Annotated in this window: 19 protein-coding genes; 15 read left to right on the top strand and 4 right to left on the bottom strand. The window is 28.1% G+C overall.

Annotation, left to right across the window (positions count from 1 at the left end; all coding sequences use genetic code 11):
* Positions 1-22 precede the first annotated feature (22 nt).
* The gene (locus tag J2Z71_RS04805; RefSeq protein ID WP_210060724.1) at positions 23-535 is read right to left on the bottom strand and encodes a hypothetical protein; all 513 of its coding nucleotides are present in this window, start codon (positions 533-535) and stop codon (positions 23-25) included.
* 91 nt (positions 536-626) lie between these two features.
* Between J2Z71_RS04805 and J2Z71_RS04800 the strand changes: the two genes are divergently transcribed.
* The 6 genes from J2Z71_RS04800 (at position 627) to J2Z71_RS04775 (ending at position 7542) form a co-directional block, all read left to right on the top strand.
* Positions 627-1790, top strand: coding sequence for a cation diffusion facilitator family transporter (locus tag J2Z71_RS04800; protein WP_210060723.1), 1164 nt, complete (start codon positions 627-629; stop codon positions 1788-1790).
* Positions 1787-3172 (top strand): Trk system potassium transporter TrkA, encoded by a 1386-nt coding sequence (trkA, locus tag J2Z71_RS04795; protein WP_210060722.1) that lies wholly within the window; start codon positions 1787-1789, stop codon positions 3170-3172. Before J2Z71_RS04800 ends, trkA (J2Z71_RS04795) begins: the two co-directional genes overlap by 4 nt.
* Positions 3150-4595, top strand: coding sequence for a TrkH family potassium uptake protein (locus J2Z71_RS04790; RefSeq protein WP_210060721.1), 1446 nt, complete (start codon positions 3150-3152; stop codon positions 4593-4595). Before trkA (J2Z71_RS04795) ends, J2Z71_RS04790 begins: the two co-directional genes overlap by 23 nt.
* Before the next feature lie 15 nt (positions 4596-4610).
* A complete protein-coding gene (trkA, locus tag J2Z71_RS04785) occupies positions 4611-5984 on the top strand; it encodes a Trk system potassium transporter TrkA (protein WP_210060720.1) in 1374 nt (457 codons plus the stop codon).
* 106 nt (positions 5985-6090) lie between these two features.
* Complete coding sequence (locus J2Z71_RS04780) at positions 6091-6759, top strand: uracil-DNA glycosylase (RefSeq protein ID WP_210060719.1); 669 nt, start codon at positions 6091-6093, stop codon at positions 6757-6759.
* Positions 6760-6768: 9 nt separating this feature from the next.
* A complete protein-coding gene (locus J2Z71_RS04775; protein ID WP_210060718.1) occupies positions 6769-7542 on the top strand; it encodes an alpha/beta hydrolase family protein in 774 nt (257 codons plus the stop codon).
* 14 nt (positions 7543-7556) lie between these two features.
* Here J2Z71_RS04775 and J2Z71_RS04770 read toward each other — a convergent pair whose 3' ends face one another.
* Entirely contained in the window at positions 7557-8087 is a 531-nt protein-coding gene (locus J2Z71_RS04770) for a guanylate kinase (protein WP_210060717.1), read from the bottom strand.
* Positions 8088-8256: 169 nt separating this feature from the next.
* Between J2Z71_RS04770 and J2Z71_RS04765 the strand changes: the two genes are divergently transcribed.
* The 9 genes from J2Z71_RS04765 (at position 8257) to J2Z71_RS04725 (ending at position 17215) form a co-directional block, all read left to right on the top strand.
* Positions 8257-9237, top strand: a complete 981-nt coding sequence (locus tag J2Z71_RS04765; protein WP_210060716.1) for an ABC transporter substrate-binding protein — start codon at positions 8257-8259, stop codon at positions 9235-9237.
* Entirely contained in the window at positions 9215-9958 is a 744-nt protein-coding gene (locus J2Z71_RS04760) for an ABC transporter permease (protein ID WP_245311184.1), read from the top strand. The genes J2Z71_RS04765 and J2Z71_RS04760 overlap by 23 nt, the downstream gene beginning before the upstream one ends.
* Positions 9955-10545 carry an ATP-binding cassette domain-containing protein gene (locus J2Z71_RS04755; RefSeq protein WP_210060714.1) on the top strand — a complete coding sequence of 197 codons (591 nt, stop codon included), beginning with the start codon at positions 9955-9957 and terminating at the stop codon, positions 10543-10545. Before J2Z71_RS04760 ends, J2Z71_RS04755 begins: the two co-directional genes overlap by 4 nt.
* A 128-nt stretch (positions 10546-10673) precedes the next feature.
* Positions 10674-11933, top strand: coding sequence for a UDP-N-acetylglucosamine 1-carboxyvinyltransferase (gene murA, locus J2Z71_RS04750; RefSeq protein WP_210060713.1), 1260 nt, complete (start codon positions 10674-10676; stop codon positions 11931-11933).
* A 15-nt stretch (positions 11934-11948) separates the two neighbouring features.
* Positions 11949-13463, top strand: coding sequence for an ABC transporter substrate-binding protein (locus J2Z71_RS04745; protein WP_210060712.1), 1515 nt, complete (start codon positions 11949-11951; stop codon positions 13461-13463).
* Positions 13464-13533: 70 nt separating this feature from the next.
* Entirely contained in the window at positions 13534-14463 is a 930-nt protein-coding gene (locus J2Z71_RS04740; RefSeq protein WP_210060711.1) for an ABC transporter permease, read from the top strand.
* A 7-nt stretch (positions 14464-14470) separates the two neighbouring features.
* Positions 14471-15307 (top strand): ABC transporter permease, encoded by an 837-nt coding sequence (locus J2Z71_RS04735; RefSeq protein ID WP_210060710.1) that lies wholly within the window; start codon positions 14471-14473, stop codon positions 15305-15307.
* Positions 15308-15309: 2 nt separating this feature from the next.
* Entirely contained in the window at positions 15310-16278 is a 969-nt protein-coding gene (locus J2Z71_RS04730; protein WP_210060709.1) for an ABC transporter ATP-binding protein, read from the top strand.
* Positions 16271-17215, top strand: a complete 945-nt coding sequence (locus tag J2Z71_RS04725; RefSeq protein WP_210060708.1) for an ABC transporter ATP-binding protein — start codon at positions 16271-16273, stop codon at positions 17213-17215. Before J2Z71_RS04730 ends, J2Z71_RS04725 begins: the two co-directional genes overlap by 8 nt.
* A gap of 19 nt (positions 17216-17234) precedes the next feature.
* Here the strand turns inward: J2Z71_RS04725 and J2Z71_RS04720 are convergent, their stop codons facing one another.
* A complete protein-coding gene (locus J2Z71_RS04720; protein ID WP_210060707.1) occupies positions 17235-17960 on the bottom strand; it encodes a copper amine oxidase N-terminal domain-containing protein in 726 nt (241 codons plus the stop codon).
* 106 nt (positions 17961-18066) lie between these two features.
* A complete protein-coding gene (locus tag J2Z71_RS04715) occupies positions 18067-18867 on the bottom strand; it encodes a family 1 encapsulin nanocompartment shell protein (RefSeq protein ID WP_210060706.1) in 801 nt (266 codons plus the stop codon).
* Positions 18868-18874: the final 7 nt, after the last annotated feature.

The raw sequence follows: 18874 nt of genomic DNA, 5'->3' as shown, positions 1-18874 counted from the left end.
AGCTTCAGTAGAAGCTCCTTTTTTAATAATAATGATATAAATTATCTAGTATTAAAACTATACTAATTAGAAGTTCTTTTAATATATCATAATCAGTATCATATTCTAAATTGTATTCTTTCTTTTCTTTTGATTTATAAGTATTAATATTTGCAATTTTTTTATTATTAATATTTATAAAGTATTCTCCCTTTGCAATCAAACCTGAAATTTCAACTTTGCCAAAGTCTGTATTTATAAAAAAGTCTGGCATTCTAAAATTATTAGATTCTTTTAAATAATATGTAGTATTATTTGCAATTATTTCAAATAAATTTGATGTAATTGGGCTTTGATAATTTTTAAAAATTGATATTATTTCATTATTTTCATTTATTACAGATATTTTTAGTAAATAAGCTCTTTTTTCTTTTAATATACTCTTAATAGGGCTTGGAAGTTCTGTAAATGCTTTGTAAGTAAAATTATCAGATGTAATTTTATAAGAAAATTGTTCTAGTATTGTTGATTGTGAAAAGATTTTAATTGTTTTCATTAATATCACCTAAGACAATTTTATAATAGTAAGAATTAGATTTCAATCTTTTCATTTTTATGAAAATTATTTATTTAAAAAGAGGTATTATATGATAATAAAAAAAATATTAAATTCTGGAAACTATGGCACTAAAAAAGAGGATAGGACTAGAATTTCAACACAGACATCTTTTGTAGGATTGTTGCTTAATTTGCTTCTTTCTGTAATTAAGGTGTTTTTATTTGTTTTTACAGGATCTGTTTCGATTTTAGCTGATGCAATAAATAATATAACAGATTCAATATCTTCAGTTGTAGCTATAATAGGAGTTAAGATTTCTGATAGACCAGCTGATAGAAAGCATCCCTATGGACATGGAAGAATAGAGTATATTGCAACTCTTATTGTTGCATCTTTTGTATTAGTTGCAGGATTTGAATTTATAAGAGTTTCCTATGATAGAATTAAAAATCCATTTGATATAAATTATTCTTATATTTCAATTGGACTTATGCTTTTTTCAGTAATTGTCAAATTTTATATGGCTGAACTTTATAAAAGTATCTCAAAAAGAATTGATTCTTCTCCACTTATGGCACAGTATAAAGATTCAATGGGAGATGTTTTTATTACAGGGGTTGTAATAATATCAATAATAGTGTATAACATAACAGGTCTAAGAGTAGATGGATATGTAGGTATGCTTGTAAGTGTATTTATTATCTATTCAGGATACGAACTTATTAGAGATACACTTAGTGATTTAATAGGTGAGGCACCTGAGGAAAATTTTGTTGAACAAATAGAGGAAATTATGTTAAGCTATGAAAATGTATTGGGGATTCATGATATTGTAATTACAAATTATGGACCTGTTAAAACATTTGTAACCTTAGATGCAGAAATTCCTTACGACATGACTTTAGTTGAAGCTCATAATTTAATTGATGATGCTGAAAGAGAAATAAAAGAAAAATTAAAGTGTGAAATCACAATTCATATAGATCCCGTTGGCTCATATAGTAAAATTGAAAGAGAAATAATAAAGAGTTTAAATGAGCTAATTAAAAGAGATAATAGGATTTTGTCCTTTCATGACTTAGCAAAAGAAGAAGATATAATAAGAGTTGAAATTGTTGTAGATGGAAATATTATAACTTCAGCTAAAGATATTGGAAAAATAAAAGAAATAATTTCTAATAATTTAGTTTCTTACGAAGGTCTTAAGTATGAAATTCAAATTGATAGAGATTTTTTAACGGAGGCAAAATGAAAGTTTTAATTATTGGATGTGGAAAGCTAGGATATAGACTTGCTTCTACACTTATTGATGAAAAATGCGACATAACAGTTATAGACAGTGATGAAAAGGTAATTGATGATGTAAATAATTCCCTTGATGTATTGTCTATAAATGCCAATGGACTTGATTTTCAAGTACTAAAAGAAATTGAAATAGGAAGCTATGATTTAGTGCTTGCAACTACTACAAATGATGAGGCAAATGTGCTTATTTCATCTGTTGCAAAAAAACTAGGCTGTAATAAAACTATTGCAAGAGTTAGAAATTCTGAGTATTATAACCAAGTTAATTTTATAACTGATGAACTTGGAATAGATTATATAATAAATCCAGATAAGGCAACTGCAAATAGTATTGCTAAATATCTTCTTAAAAAGTATTTGCTTATGAGTGATGATTTTGCTGATGGCAAGGTTAAACTTGTAGATTTTAATATTGAATCTGATGAGAAATTTGTAGGAAGAAAACTTCATGAACTTGAAGGATTTGAAAAATTATTAATAATAGTAATTTCAAGACAAGGTAAGACAATAATTCCAAATGGAGAAACAGTCTTAAAAGAAGGCGATGTTATTTTAATAAGTGGAGCAAGCTCTGATATTGAAGACTTTGACAAAAAACACTCTCATATAAATAAAGCTAGAAGTGTTAAAAAAGTTATGATATTAGGTGGCGGAAAACTAGGTTTAAACCTAGGATATATTTTATCTAAGGAAAAAATAGAAACTACAATAATAGAACAAGATGAAGAAAGATGTCTTGAACTTAAAGAAAAACTTCCAAATTGTGTAATAATAAATGGAGATGGAACAAACTTTAGTTTATTAAATGAAGAAATGATAGATTCCTTTGATGCCTTTGTAGCTGCAACGGGAATTGATGAGACAAATCTTCTAATGGCACTAAGTGTAAAACAAGGTGGAGTATATAAATCGGTAGCTAAGATTTCAAGGCCAAATTACAATAGAATTTTAGATAGAATTGGAATAGATGGAGCATTTAATGCAGCCTTTATAACAGCAAATGAAATTTTAAAATTTGTAAGAGGACGAGGATCTCTTCGTGTAAATCTAATGCTTGATGGAGAAGCTGAATTTACAGAACTTCTTTTAGAAGAAAATGTAAAAGTGCTAAATAAACCAATTAAAAATTTAAATTTACCAAATGGAATATTAATAGCAGCTCTTGTAAGAGATGGAGAAGTTGAAATTCCAAATGGAGATACAATATTAAATGAATCAGATAGAATTATAGTATTTTGCAGACATGATCAACTAGATGTCTTAAAAGAATACTTCTATAAAAGTGAAAAAAGAGGAGGCATATTAAGTGAACTACGCAATCGCTTTTAAAATGCTAGGCTATATTTTAGCTTTAGAAGGCACTTTTATGCTTCCTTCACTGATTTTAAGTGGAGTAATAAATGATGGGGCTTTTTATTCTTTTTTAGGAACTATAATAATACTTGGAATATTTTCTATAATAATGATTAGAGTAGTTCCAGGAAGAGAAAAAGTATCACCAAAAGATGGACTTTTAATAGTTTCATTTGCCTGGATATTAGTTTCAATTTTTGGAGCAATACCATTATTTTTAACAAACTCAGTTCCAACTTATATAGATGGACTTTTTGAAATAATTTCAGGTTTTACAACAACAGGAGCAACAATAATACCAGATATAGAAATAGTGCCAAAATCAATAATACTTTGGAGAAGTGTTACTCATTGGATTGGTGGAATGGGAATTTTAGTATTTGCACTAAGTTTACTTCCAAAACTAGGCGTAGGTGGATTTCAAATGTTTAAAGCAGAATCTCCAGGGCCAATAGCAGGAAAAATTGAGCCGAAAATTAGTCAAACAGCTAAAAGATTATATGTAATTTATATGTTTATTACAGTAATATTATTTTTCTTACTATATCTTGGTGGAATGACAGTTTTTGATGCAGTAGTTCATACACTGGGAACTGTGGGAACTGGAGGATTTTCATCAAAGACAAATTCCATAGGAGCTTATACAGGATATTATATACCGATTATAATGTCTATTTTTATGGTAATATGTGGTACGAATTTTTCAATGCACTATTTATTATATAAAGGTAAATTTAAAGATGTACTAAAGGACGAAGAATTTAGAGCTTATTATATAATTATTATATTAGCTATTATTTTTATTACTATTGATTTGTTTTCACATGGATATGGTAAGCTATCTAAAACAGTAGTTGATTCAGCATTTCAAGTAACTTCAGTAATGTCAACATCAGGATTTTCAAATGCTAATTTTGATTTATGGCCATCTTTTTCAAAATTCATATTACTTATATTATTTTTCACAGGATCTTGTGCAGGTTCAACTGCAGGAGGAATGAAAATAATAAGAATTGTAGTTGTATTTAAAATGATAAAAAGAGAGATTATTAAAGTAGTACATCCAAAGGCTGTTGTGCCGATTAGAATAAATGGAAAAGTCGTAAATGACGAAGTAATACTTGGAATATCATCATATATATATGTATATTTAATAATATTTGTATTTGCAACAGGAATTGTAGCAACAAGTGGAGTAGATCTTATAAGTTCTGTATCATCAGTTACAACAATGCTTTCAAATGTAGGACCAGGATTTTCAGCAGTAGGACCTACATCAACTTTTGCCTTTTATTCAGGAGGATACAAACTATTATTTTGTGCTTTAATGCTTTTAGGAAGACTAGAATTCTTTACACTTCTTGCACTTATTACACCAAGAAGAATTAGCGAGAATTAATAAAAAGGAGATTAAATGGATATTTTAATTATTGGTTCAGGAAGAATAGGATCAAAGGTAATAAGAACCTTAGAAATAGATAAAGTTAATATTACAGTAATAGATAAAAAACATAGTGCCTTAGCACAAGTTTCAGGAAAAAGAGTAGAAACAATACTTGGAAATGGAATGGATGTAGAGCTTTTATCAACACTTAATATTGAAAAATTTGACTATTGCATGTCCCTTACAGAATCAGATAAGACAAATATTCTAACTTGTACAGCACTTAAAAAACTAGGTGCAAAATATACAATAGCAAGAGTAAATAGTACAGAATCAATAGACGAATTATTTTTGTTAAAAGAATCTTTGGGAATAGATTATATAGTAAATCCTCAACTAGAAACATCAAGAATGATAAGAACAATAATCGAAGAAGAATTAGAATATCAAAGTGATAGCTTTGCAAATGGAAGAATAGAAGTAGTAGGACATAAAATAACATCAGGATCAGACTTCGAAGAAGAAAAAATTAAAAATATAGGAAGTCTTACAACAGTTCTTGTAGCAGCAATAGCAAGAGATAAAGAACTTATCATACCAGATGGAAACACAGTAATAAAAGCAGGGAATTATCTATATTTAATAGGACTAAAAAAAGATATAATTAATTTTAAAAACACATACTTTAAATTTAGAAAAAAAGAAAAAGAAAAAAATATTGCAATAATAGGTGGCAATGGAATATCTAAAGAAACAGCAAAAAGAATTAAAGATGCAAATATAAAATTAATTGTAAAAGATGACAATAAATTAAAAGATTTAAGAAGTGAACTACCAGATGTTTTTATAATTAAAAAAACTCTTATAGGAGCAGATTTCTTTACAGAAGAAGAAATAGAAAATGCAGATATATTTATAGCACTAACAGAAAATGATGAGCTAAATATAGTACTTTCATTAATGGCAAAAAAAGTTGGAGTAGAAAAAGTAATAGCAAGAGTAGATGAATTAAATTACTCTAAAATACTAGATGAACTAAACTTTTCAACACTTAATCCAATGAATATAACATCAAATAAAATTATTAAGAAAGTAAGAAAAGGAAAAGGCGTTTCAATTCACTTAATGTTTGGAGGAGAAGCAGAAGTATCTGAAATAAAACTATCAGACCTATCAAAAGTAATAGGACTTAGTCTAGAAGAAATAGATCTTCCAAAAGGAATATTAATAGGTGGAATAGTAAGAGATAATGAAACAGTAGTAGTTCCAAGAGGAAAAACTAAATTTGAAAAGGGAGATACATTAGTTGTATTTTGTAAAAATGAAAATAAAAGAGAACTAATGAAATTTATAAATCCAGAAGAAAATAGAGGATTATTATCAGATCTTTTTTTATATGAATAATAGAGGCCTAAGGGCCTCTTTTTCTATGCATTAAAATAGTAATATTTGAAAAAATAAAAAATTTCTGTATATAATAATATAGACTATTTAATAAAAGAGGTAGAAAATGAAAGAAATAATAAAAAATGATTGGCAAGATTTATTAAAAGATGAATTTGAAAAAGATTATTATAAAGAACTTAGAAACTTACTAATAGAAGAATATAAAAATTATGAAATATTTCCACCAAAAGATGAAATTTTTTCAGCCTTTAATTTGACAAATTATAAAGATGTAAAAGTTTTAATATTAGGGCAAGATCCCTATCACAACAATAATCAAGCCCATGGACTTGCATTTTCTGTAAGAGATGGAATTAAAATACCACCATCACTTAGAAATATATACAAAGAGTTAAATAGTGATTTAGGGCTTGAAATACCTACTACTGGGTATCTTATAAATTGGGCAAGAGAGGGAATTATGCTCTTAAACACAACACTTACAGTTAGAGCTCACACACCTATGAGCCATGCAAAAATAGGCTGGGAAATATTTACAGATAGAGTAATAGAGCTAATAGATGAAAAAGAAGAACCAGTAGTATTTATACTTTGGGGAAATCATGCAAAGAGCAAAAAGAAATTAATAAAAAATAAAAAACATCTAATAATAGAAAGTGTACATCCAAGTCCACTATCAGCAAGTAGAGGATTTTTTGGAACAAAGCCTTTTTCTAAGGCAAATGAATTTTTAGAAGAAAATAATATAAAAGCACCAACTTGGAGAGTATAAGGAGGAAAAATGGACTATTTAAAAACAAACTATGCAGATATAAAAAAAGTACTTATAGCTGAGAAAACACCAGCCTATGTAATAACTCCAAAAAATATAGACGGAAAATTAAAAACTATAATTTTTTATCATGGTTGGAGTAGTAGTGCAAAAAATCAAATATTTAGAGCGAATATTTTGGCAAGCTATGGATATCAAGTAGTACTTCCAGAAGCAACCTTTCACGGAGAAAGAGGAAGTTTAGAATATGATGATATAGAAGTAGTAAAAAGATATATACTAGAAACAATAATGCACAATATTGAAGAATCTCCTGCAGTATTTAAATATATAGAAGAAGAATTAAATGCAGATCCAGAAAACATTGCAGTATCAGGTCATTCAATGGGTGCAATAACAGCAGGAGGACTATTTACCTTTAATAAAAAAGTTAAAGCGGCACTTATATTTAATGGTTCATTAAATTGGAGCTGGATAGTGGAATCTCTAAAAGAAGGAGAAGAAGACTCCTACGAGAGAATGAGAATAAATGATTTTATGATTCAAATGGATCCAATGACACATTTAAATGCCATAGAAAATAGACCACTTGCAATGCTTAATGGAATGGAAGATGACTCAATAGATCCAAAAGCACAAGAAGAATTTTATAAAGAAGCTGTAAAAGTATATAGTGAAAAAGAAAAAATAGTATTTACAGAATACGAACATACAACACATCAACTAACAACACATATGCTAGAAGATGGCATTAGATTTTTAAAAGAAATTGCACAAATGTAAAAAAAGACCTTAGTTTAGACTGAGGTCTTTTTTATTATATTAAGTATTTCATTATTTATTTCTTCTTCTGATTTATTTGCATTGATTATATAATCTGCATATTTACTATAATCTTGAATTTCTCTTAGTCTATCTTCAAGTATATGTTCTTTTTCATTTCTTTTAATCATTCTATTTTCAAGATTGATTTTATCAAGTTTTAAATATATACAAATTGCTTTAAATTCATCTTTTAAGTCTTTTACACCTTGTAAGTCAACTATTAAAATTGTGCTTTTATTTGAGTCTATATATTTTAATAATTCATTTTTTGGAACGGCGTAATAATTATTTGCAAATTTTGTAATGGCAATTAGTTTGTTTTGATTTTTTAATTCTTTAAATGTATTTATGTCTATAAAATGGTAATCTATGTTATTTATTTCATCTGGTCTAATTTCTCGTGTAGTATATGTTATTATTTTGTGAAGATTATTATTTTCTTTTAAGAGTTTTGCCTGTGTGGTTTTGCCAGAGCCTGAGTTTCCAACTATTAGATATATCATAAATCCTCCTTTTTATATATTATATAATATATATCCTAAAATTAATTTTGTAATAATTATTTTATAATTTAATCACAAAAAGTACCTATTTATTGTAAATAATAGATACTTAGATATTTTACAATTTAGTATCTATTATATATAATTTAATAGTTATGGAGGTAATAATATGAAAAAAAGAATTATAAGTTTATTTATGCTACTTGTACTTATGTTTTCGCTTACTGCTTGTGGAGGTAGCAAGGCTGAAGTGGGACGTGATATAAATATTGCATCTCTTAAGGGACCTACTTCTATGGGGCTTGCAAAATTATATGATGATCAAGATAATGAAAAGACTAAAAATAATTATAATTATAAAATAGTTAATACGCTTGATGAAATTGTAGCTGGACTTTCTAAGGGAGATTTTGATATTGCTGCAGTTCCTGCAAATCTTGCTGCTGTTTTATACAATAAATCTGAGGGAAATCTTCTTCAAGTTTCTAATATTAACACTTTAGGTGTTTTATATCTTGCTAGTGCAGATGATAGTATAAAAGATATTAAGGACTTAAAGGGAAAGACTATTATTTTATCTGGAAAGGGAGCTACACCAGAGTATGCTATTAGATATTTACTTGAAAAAAATGGACTTGATCCAAATAGAGATGTTGTACTTTCTTATAAGTCTGAACATACTGAGGTTCTTCAAGAGCTTATAAATGACAATAAGTCTGTTGCTATTTTACCTGAGCCATTTTTGACAATAGCTTCTAAGAAGGCAAATATTACAAATACAATTTCTCTAAATGATATGTGGCAAGAGATAAATCCTGGAGAAAATTTAATTACTGGTGTGCTTGTAGTTAGAAAGGAATTTTTAAAGGATAAAAATAATAAAATGGCCTTTGATGCTTTTTTAGATGAATATAAAAATTCTGTTAATTTTACTAATGATAATATAGAAGAAGCTGCAAAATTAATAGGTAAATATGATATTGTTAAAGAAGAAGTAGCTCTTGAAGCAATTCCTAATTGTAATATTGTCTATATTGATTCTGATGAAATGAAAGATCAATTAGAGTCCTATCTTACAACTTTATATGTTGAGGATCCAAACTCTATTGGAGGAGCAATGCCTGATGATGAATTCTACTATAAAAAATAAATTTAAAAAAATTTTAATAGTGATTTTTTATTTAGTAATTTGGCAAATAATCAGTATGATATTTAAGGAGGAGATACTTTTTGTATCTCCTTTTAAAGTATTAGAAAAAACTTTTATTAATTTAATGGATATTTATTTTTATAAAAGTGTTTTTGCAACTGTATATAAGATTTTATTAGGTTTTATTTTTGGATCTATATTTGGTATTATTTTATCGATTATTTCCTATAGATTTGAAATTTTTAAGGATTTTATATATTTACCTATTACTATTTTAAAGTCAATTCCTGTAGTTTCTTTTGTGATTTTACTCTTGTTTTTTGTGGGATCATATAAGCTTTCAATTTATATTTCTTTTATAATGGTGCTTCCAATTATTTATTTAAATGTTTATGAAGGTCTTAATAATGTGGATAAAAATTATCTAAAAATGGCAGATATCTACAGGGTAAGTTTAAAAAATAAAATTAAATACATATATTTTGAAGAGTTAAATCCATTTTTAATTAGTGCTTTTTCTTTGAGCATTGGTCTTGCTTTTAAGTCTGGTCTTGCAGCTGAGGTGATAGCTCTTCCAAGTTATGGTATTGGAACTATGCTTTATAATTCTAAGATATATTTAGATACTGCAAATCTATTTTCATATACTATAATCGCTGTTTTAGTTTCTTATTTATGTGAAAAAATAATTTTAAAAATATTAAGGAGAGTTTTAGGTTGAATATTTTAATCAAAAATCTATATAAGTCCTTTGATGATGAAATAGTAATAAAAAATCTAAATTTAGAAATAAATAGTTTTGATAGAGTTGCTCTTGTTGGAAAATCAGGTATTGGAAAGACTACATTTTTAAGAATGCTTTTAGGAGATTTAAAGGCAGACTCTGGTGAGATAATCTTTAGTGAGGAACCTAAATATTCTGTTGTTTTTCAAGAAAATCTTCTTTTTGAAAATAGAAGTATTTATGAGAATATTAAATTTGTAAAAAGTGCTAATAGAGATATTGTAGAGAAATATTTAGATATTTTAGGTGTGAAAGGTCTTTTAGATAAGAAGGTATCTCAGTTATCTGGTGGTATGAAAAGAAGGGTTTCTATTTTAAGGGCAATAGTTTATTCTGGAAATATTTATATTTTAGATGAGGCTTTAAGGGAAGTTGATTTAGAAACTAGAGATAAGATTATATATTTGTTAAATGAAAGTATAAGTTGTCCTTTAATATTTACAACACATGATGAAAATGACATTAAAGATTTATCTGCAACTAAGGTTGTAAATTTAGAGACTGGTGAAATATATAATTTATAAAAAAGTTAAATGGGTATATGTAATAAAGTGAAATTTAAGTGAAATTTAGAAAGCTTCATTCTTTTACTATTATATGCACTTTATGATATAATATTTCTTGAAAAATATGCGTATACGGAGGAGTTTTTTTGGAAAAGATTTTAGTAAAAAACAGTTTACATTTAAGAGGTACTGTAAGAACAAGTGGAGCAAAAAATGCAGCACTTCCAATACTTGCTGCATCATTACTTGGAACTGAAGATATAGTTCTTGAAGATGTACCTGAGTTAAAAGATGTAGAAATAATGACAGAAGTTCTAAAATCCTTAGGTAGTGACGTTAAAAAAATTGGTAAAAATAAATTTATTATAAATTCAAAGAATCTAAATTCATATGAAACTAAATACGAGTTAATGAGCAAAATGCGTGCTTCTTTTCTTGTAATGGGGCCGCTTCTTGGAAGAATGGGTAAAACAGTTAACTCTCTTCCTGGGGGATGTAATATAGGTTCTAGACCAATTGATTTACATTTAAAGGGATTTGAAGCATTAGGAGCTATTATTGAAAATAATGTTGGAGATATAACTGCAAGTGCAGAAGAACTTACAGGAAATAAAATTTATTTGGATTTTCCATCAGTTGGAGCTACTGAAAATATTATTATGGCAGCAGTTTTAGCTAAGGGAGAAACAATTATTGAAAATGCAGCAATGGAGCCTGAAATAGTTGATCTTGCAAATTTCTTACGTAAGATGGGAGCAAGTGTTACTGGTGCGGGAACTTCTAGTATTAGAATAAGAGGTGTTGAAAAACTTACAGGTTGTAATCACCAAATTATTCCAGATAGAATTGAAGCTGGAACTTTTATGGTTGCTGCTGCTATTACAAAGGGTGATGTAATTGTTGAAAATGTTATATCATCACATATGAAACCTATTATTGCAAAGCTTAAAGAAGCAGGTTGTGAAGTTATTGAAAATGATGAAGCTATTAGAGTTATTGGCACAGAAAATCCTAAGGCCATTTCTATTAAAACTCTACCATATCCAGGTTTTCCTACAGATATGCAGGCTCAATTTTTATCTCTTATGACACAACTTCGTGGAAATAGTGTTGCAATTGAAACTGTATTTGAAAACAGATTTATGCATGCTGATGAACTTAATAAAATGGGTGCTGATATTAGTGTTGAAGGTAGAGAAGCTATTATTAATGGACCTAAGAAATTAAAGGGAACAAGCGTAAAGGCTACAGATTTAAGAGCAGGTGCTGCACTTATACTTGCAGGTCTTGTTGCAGAGGGAACTACTGAGATTTCTGAGATATATCATATTGATCGTGGGTATGAGAATATTGAGGACAAGTTTAGAAGTCTTGGTGCTAATATAGAAAGAGTTGATAGAGAATAATAAGGGGGAGATAAATTGAAGAAGAAGTCAATAATTGCAGTATTACTTGTTTTAACATTTATGTTAAGTGCATGTGGTGGAGCAAAAACAGATGATAAGACTTTGACAGTTGCTGTTGCATCTGATGCTACAAGTCTTGATCCAGATAACTTTAATGATGATTTCTCAGAAAATGCCATGAGACAAATTTATAATACACTTGTGGAAAAAGAACCATCAGGAGAACTTAGAAATGCTCTTGCTACAAGTATAGAACAACCTGATGATTTAACTTATATTATAAAATTAAGAGAAAATGTTAAATTTTCAAATGATGATGATTTAACTGTTGATGATGTAATATTTTCTCTAAGTAGAGCTGCTAAAAGTTCACAATATGGATATATTTTTGGAAATATTGATGAATCAACTTTTGTGAAAAAAGATGATAATACACTTGAGTTTAAACTTAAGAAACCAGATGGATCATTTTTACAAGCTTTATCACATCCAGGAGCTTCAATATTAAATAAAAAATATGTTGAAGAAAAAGGTGATATTTCACAAGATGCAATGGGAACAGGTCCTTTTAAAATAGAAGATTGGACAAAACTTGATTCTATGACTCTTGTTAAAAATGAAAACTATTGGGCAGATGAACCAGAAGTTGATAAAATTATTTTAAGAGTAATACCTGAAGCATCTCAAAGACTTATAGAACTTGAAAGTGGATCTGTAGATATTGCCTATAAAATATCTGCAAATGATACTTCAAAGTTTGAAGGAAATGATGATTTAAAACTTTACAATAAACTTGATAACTCAACTCACTTTTTAGGACTTAATGTTTCAAAGGCTCCTTTTGACAATAAGGCAGTAAGAGAGGCAATGGCTTATGGAATGGATATGAAATCTATTGTAGATTCAGTTTATATGGGACAAGCAGAAATAGCTACATCTCCTGTAAATCCTAACTTTAAGTATTCAAATGCAAAACAAACTAATCCTACTGCATATGATAAGGAAAAAGCTAAGGCTATTTTAGAAGAATCTGGATTTGATTTTTCAAAACCTTTAAGATTATATGTAAATGAAGATCAACAAAGAGTTGATATTGCAACTATGATGCAGGCTCAACTTAAAGAGATTGGTATAAATGTTGAAATTGAAGAGTTAGAGTGGGGAGCATTTTTACAAGCTCTTAAAAATTCTGAGCATGATATGTTTATAATGAGTTGGTCACCATCAGTAGTAGATCCACATTATGAATTATACCAACCTTTCTCAACAGAAAACAAAGGTAAGGGACCAAACTTTATGTTTTATTCTAATCCAGAGTTGGATTTACTAATGGAAGAGGGTATAAGACTAAAAGACTCACCTGAGAGAGAAGCCGTATATAAGAAAGCACAAGAAATTGTAAATGAAGAGAAACCATGGATTTATATTTGCTATGGAAAAAATCTTGTAGGTACTAGAAGCTATGTAGAAAACTTTGATGTAGCTCCGACTTACACTCAAGAATTATATAGAATTAAATTAAATAAATAATTAAATATCAACGGGGACTCTTATTTTGGGTCTTCGTTGATTTTTTATTAAAAGAAGTTGGGAGGTTATTATGCCAAAATACATTTTAAAAAGAATACTAATACTTATTCCAACATTAATAGGTGTAAGTCTTATTGTATTTTCACTTTTATATTTATCACCAGGAGATGCAGCTCTTGCAAAAGCTGGAGCAAATGCACCAGAAGAAGTAATAGAATCTGTTCGAGAAGATATGGGTTTAAATGATCCTTTTGTAGTTCAGTATGGGCGATTTTTAAAGGGATTTTTTACAAAATTTGATCTTGGAAATAGTTATATTACAAATGCATCAGTTTCAAAAACAATAATGTCAATTTTACCAAATACATTAAAACTTACATTTTTTTCACTTTTAATAGCTATTATATTTGGGATTAGTTTTGGGGTTATTGCAGCAATTAAGAAAAACACAATTATAGACAGTATAACTATGTTAATTGGATTAATTGGACTTGCAATGCCAATATTTTGGACTGGAATATTACTTATTCTTTTATTTGCAGTTAAATTTAAAATACTTCCATCATCAGGATTTTCAAGTTTTAAACATATGATACTTCCTGCCATAGCTCTTGGATTTCAATCAAGTGCTGTTATTATGAGAATGACAAGATCATCTATGATTGATGTTTTAGATTCTGATTATATTAGAACAGCAAGGGCAAAGGGACTTAAAGAAAATAAAGTTATTATTATTCATACGCTTAAAAATGCAATGATTCCAATAATTACAGTAATAGGACTTCAAATGGGATCTCTATTAGCAGGTTCTGTACTTACTGAAACTATATTTTCAATACCTGGAGTTGGAAGACTTATTGTAGATTCTATAAAGACAAGGGATTATCCTATGGTACTTGGAAGTGTAATGTTTATTGCAGCAGCATATAGCATAATAAGTATTATTGTAGATATTATTTATGGATTTATAGATCCTAAAGTTAAGACACAATATAGGTAGGTGAAAAATGACAAAATTAAAGGAAATGTTTAAATATTATAAAAAATCGAAAATTGCAGTAGTTGGACTTATTATTTTAATAATTTTAATTATAACTGCTATTTTTGCAGATTTTATAGCACCTTATCCCTATGATGTGCAGGATTTATCAATGACATTTTTAAAGCCAAGTAAAGAGCATTTAATGGGAACGGACAATTTTGGACGTGATATTTTTTCTAGAATTGTTATAGGTGCAAAAATTTCTCTACAAATTGGATTTATATCTGTTTTCTTTTCAATGATTATAGGAATATTTATAGGTGCAATTGCAGGATATTATAGAAGATTTGACAATATTTTAATGAGAATTATGGATGTAGTACTTTCAATTCCACAACTTATATTTGCAATAGCTCTTGCAGCAGCACTTGGAAATGGAATGAGAAATTTAATTCTTGCAGTTTCAATATCTTCAATTCCAAGATATGCAAGGATTGTGAGAAGTCAGGTTTTAAGTATTAAAGAAAGAGAATTTGTAGAAGCAGCAAAAATGTCTGGAGCAAGTGATTTAAAGATAATCCTTAAATATATTTTGCCAAATGCCTTTGCACCAGTAATAGTTGAAGCAACTCTTGGAGTAGGTACTTCAATATTATCAGCAGCAGCACTTTCCTTTATAGGAATGGGAATTATGCCACCAAAACCTGAATGGGGACAAATGCTCTCAGAAGGGCGTGCATATATAAGAGATTATCCTCATATGACACTTTTTCCAGGTCTTGCAATAGCTTTGACAATACTTTCATTAAATATTGTAGGAGATGGGCTAAGAGATGCACTAGATCCAAAACTTAGGAGGTAATTATGCTACTTGAATTTAAAAATGTAAAAACTTATTTTAAGACAGAAGCAGGAATAGCAAAATCAGTAGATGGAATATCTTTTAGTATAGATAAGGGACAAACTGTAGCAATAGTTGGAGAATCAGGTTCTGGAAAATCAGTAACAGCTCTTAGTTTAATAGGACTTCTTTCAGAAAAGGACACAATAATATCTGGAGAAATAATCTTTGATGGAGAAGATTTACTTAAAATTCCTAAAGAAGAAATGAGAAAAAAAAGAGGAAATGATATATCAATGATATTTCAAGAGCCTATGACATCATTAAACCCTGCACTAAAAGTTGGATATCAAATATCAGAAGTCTTTAGAAATCACTTTAATATGGATAAAAAAACTGCCAAGGAAAAATCTATTGAAATGATAAAAAAAGTAGAAATTCCCGATGCAGAAAATATATATAATAATTATCCTCATGAGCTATCAGGAGGCATGAGACAGAGAATTATGATTGCAATGGCTCTTTCTTCAAATCCGAAACTTTTAATAGCAGATGAGCCTACTACAGCCTTAGATGTAACTATTCAAGCAGGTGTACTTAGACTTATGGAAGATCTGAAAAAGGAATATAATACAGGCCTTATGTTTATAACACATGACTTGTCAGTAGTAGCTGAAATAGCAGATTATGTAAATGTAATGTATGCAGGTAAAATTGTAGAAAAAGCTGATGTAAAAGAGCTTTTTAAAAATCCTCTACATCCCTATACAAAGGGACTTTTAAAATCAAGACCTATTATAGGAAGCAAGGAAAGACTTAGTGAAATAGAAGGACAAGTTCCAAGCCCTGTAGATTTTAAAGACAATTGTCATTTTTGTGATAGATGTAAATATGCAATGGATATTTGTCGCAAAAAAATACCTGAAGAAATAGATTTTAATGGACATAAAGTATCTTGCTTTTTATATTCAAAGGAGAGAGAAAATGAGTGAAGTTTTACAAGTTAAAAATCTAAAGAAATATTTTACTAAAAATGGAAAAACAATAACATCAGTTGACAATGTCTCTTTTGAAATAGAAAAAGGTGAAACTCTTGGAATAGTTGGAGAATCAGGCTCTGGAAAATCAACACTTGCAAGATCTATTGCAAGAATTATAGAGCCCACTTCTGGAAAGATTTTATTTAAAGATAGAGATATATTGTCCTTTAATAAAAAAGAACTAAAAGAATATAGAAAAGAAGTTCAGATGATATTTCAAGATCCCTATTCTTCTTTAAATCCAAGAATGAGATGTGGTGAAATAATTGGTGAGCCACTTAAAAATTTAACAGATTTAAATAATGAAGAAATCAAAAAAAGAGTTTTAGAAACTATGAAAATATCAGGTTTATCTGATTTTCATTATGATAGATATCCCTATGAATTTTCAGGAGGACAAAGACAGAGAATTGGCATTGCAAGAGCTCTTATAATAAATCCTGAGATAATAATTGCAGATGAGCCAACATCAGCGCTAGATGTTTCTATACAAGCTCAAATAATAAATTTACTTGAAGATTTAAAAAAAGAGTTTAATCTAACAACAATTTTTATATCTCATGATCTTGCAGTAGTTGAACATATATCAAATAAAGTTCTTGTAATGTATCTTGGAAAAATAGTAGAAATAGGAAATGTAGAAGATATATTTAACAATCCACTACATCCCTACACAAAGGTTTTAATATCTTCAATACCTGCTAAAAATCCCTTTGAGAAAAAAGAAAAGATTTTGTTAAAAGGAGATTTGCCAAGTAATACAGATATTATAAAAGGATGTAAGTTTTCATCAAGATGTCCCTATGCAAAGGATATTTGTTTTAGTGAAGAACCACATCTTGAAGACAAAAAAAATGGACATAAAGTGTCCTGTCATTTTGTAGATTAAAAAAGCACCCATTGGGTGCTTATATTTTTGACTTTTTATAGCCTGATTTTTTGGCATCTTCTTCAGAATTAAAATAAATTATATTTTTCTCATTTATAGAATCAAAATATCTTTGGCCTTTTATATGATAAATTTTAGAATTTTTATTGCCCTTAATTAAATCTAAATTTTTATTATTTATATTTTTAGATTTTATATTTTTTGACTTTTGTTTATTTAGACTGTCTATTTGAACTTGTTTCTCATTACAATTTTTGCAAAAATTTTCCTTTTCATTTAAATTTCTATTATTTAAAATAATTGTTTTTTCTAAATTATCCCAATTTACATTATAAGAAAAAATCTCTCCAATAGCTCTAATTGGAATATAAGTAGTATTATCTATTATTTCAGGAGATGCATCTAGAGTATATGTATAATTAATTAAATCATCACTATTTGAAAAATCCAGAATATTTATTTTTTCATCTCCTATTTTTAAAATAATAGTTTTAGTCTTAGAATTATTTACATCTTCTGAAATCAATATTTCTTTTTTTGAATTGTCCCAATTTACAATATATCCAAGATTTTCAGTAATAACTCTTATGGGAACTAGGGCTCTATTATTTTTGATAAATATTTTTTTATCAGTATAGATATAATTTCCATCAATACATATTTTTAAATTATTTTTAGCATATACAGTAAAGGGAATAGATATAAAAATACATAATAATATAAAAAGTTTTTTAAAAGTTTTCATAATACCTCCTTAATATTAGCCTAACTTAACTATATCATATATTAAAATTTTAATTTGTATTATAAAAGAAAAACCCCTCTATTAATTAAGAGGGGTTTTAATTATTTTATAAATTTTCAAAGTATATTACTTTGTCATTGTCAAGACATCTAAAAGTAAAGGACTCTGTTATAAATAGCTTAACAGTATGTTCAAGTTCTTTTTCAAATCCAATAGAAAAATCTTGTCCAATAGTAAGCTCTAGATCTTCATTTCTTACTGGTAGAAGCAAAGCTCCTTTTAAGATTTTAGATCTAATAACTTTTCCCTCAATTAGTTTTTCAATATTTTTAATTAAATTTCCACCATCATATAAGATGTTAATTATATCAAAAAACTCTGGAGAAACTATTAAATTAAAAGGTGGTCTAATATAGGCATTGTAAAGCATATATTTTGCATCACCAATATTTTTTAAAATTTCATTTCCATTTTTTCCAAATTTCAACTTATTTGTTGCAGTTTCGCAAAGACCTTTTATATTTGATTTTTCGTATCCGTGATATACTGATTTTTCTTCAAAGAGTACTAATTCTTCAACAGCTTTATATAGATTATCAAAATCAATATCCTTAGCACCTCTTTGAATATTGTCTAGTTCCCATTTATTAAGTTCAAATGTAGTTCTTGCTTCAACGAGATTTTGCATTTCGTAAATACCTGTACAGATGGAGTCTTCATCTTTAGGAGAATCTAAATCAATAAGCCTTCCTGTAGGAACTGCAGTATAGTTCCACCCCTTAGGTCCATTTAGCATAAGAGTTTTTCTAGTTGTAATTATACTTTTTATTACTTTGATAGCTTCTTCATCTATTTCTTTCCATGCTTCGGTAGAAATAGGTGCTATCTGTCTTTTTAAAATATCCATATTGCCT

This window comes from Peptoniphilus stercorisuis (assembly GCF_017874395.1).
In the GTDB taxonomy this organism is placed as follows: Bacteria; Bacillota; Clostridia; order Tissierellales; family Peptoniphilaceae; genus Anaerosphaera; species Anaerosphaera stercorisuis.
Note: the sequence above shows the minus strand (reverse complement) of the source record. Positions and strands in the feature narration are given on the sequence as shown.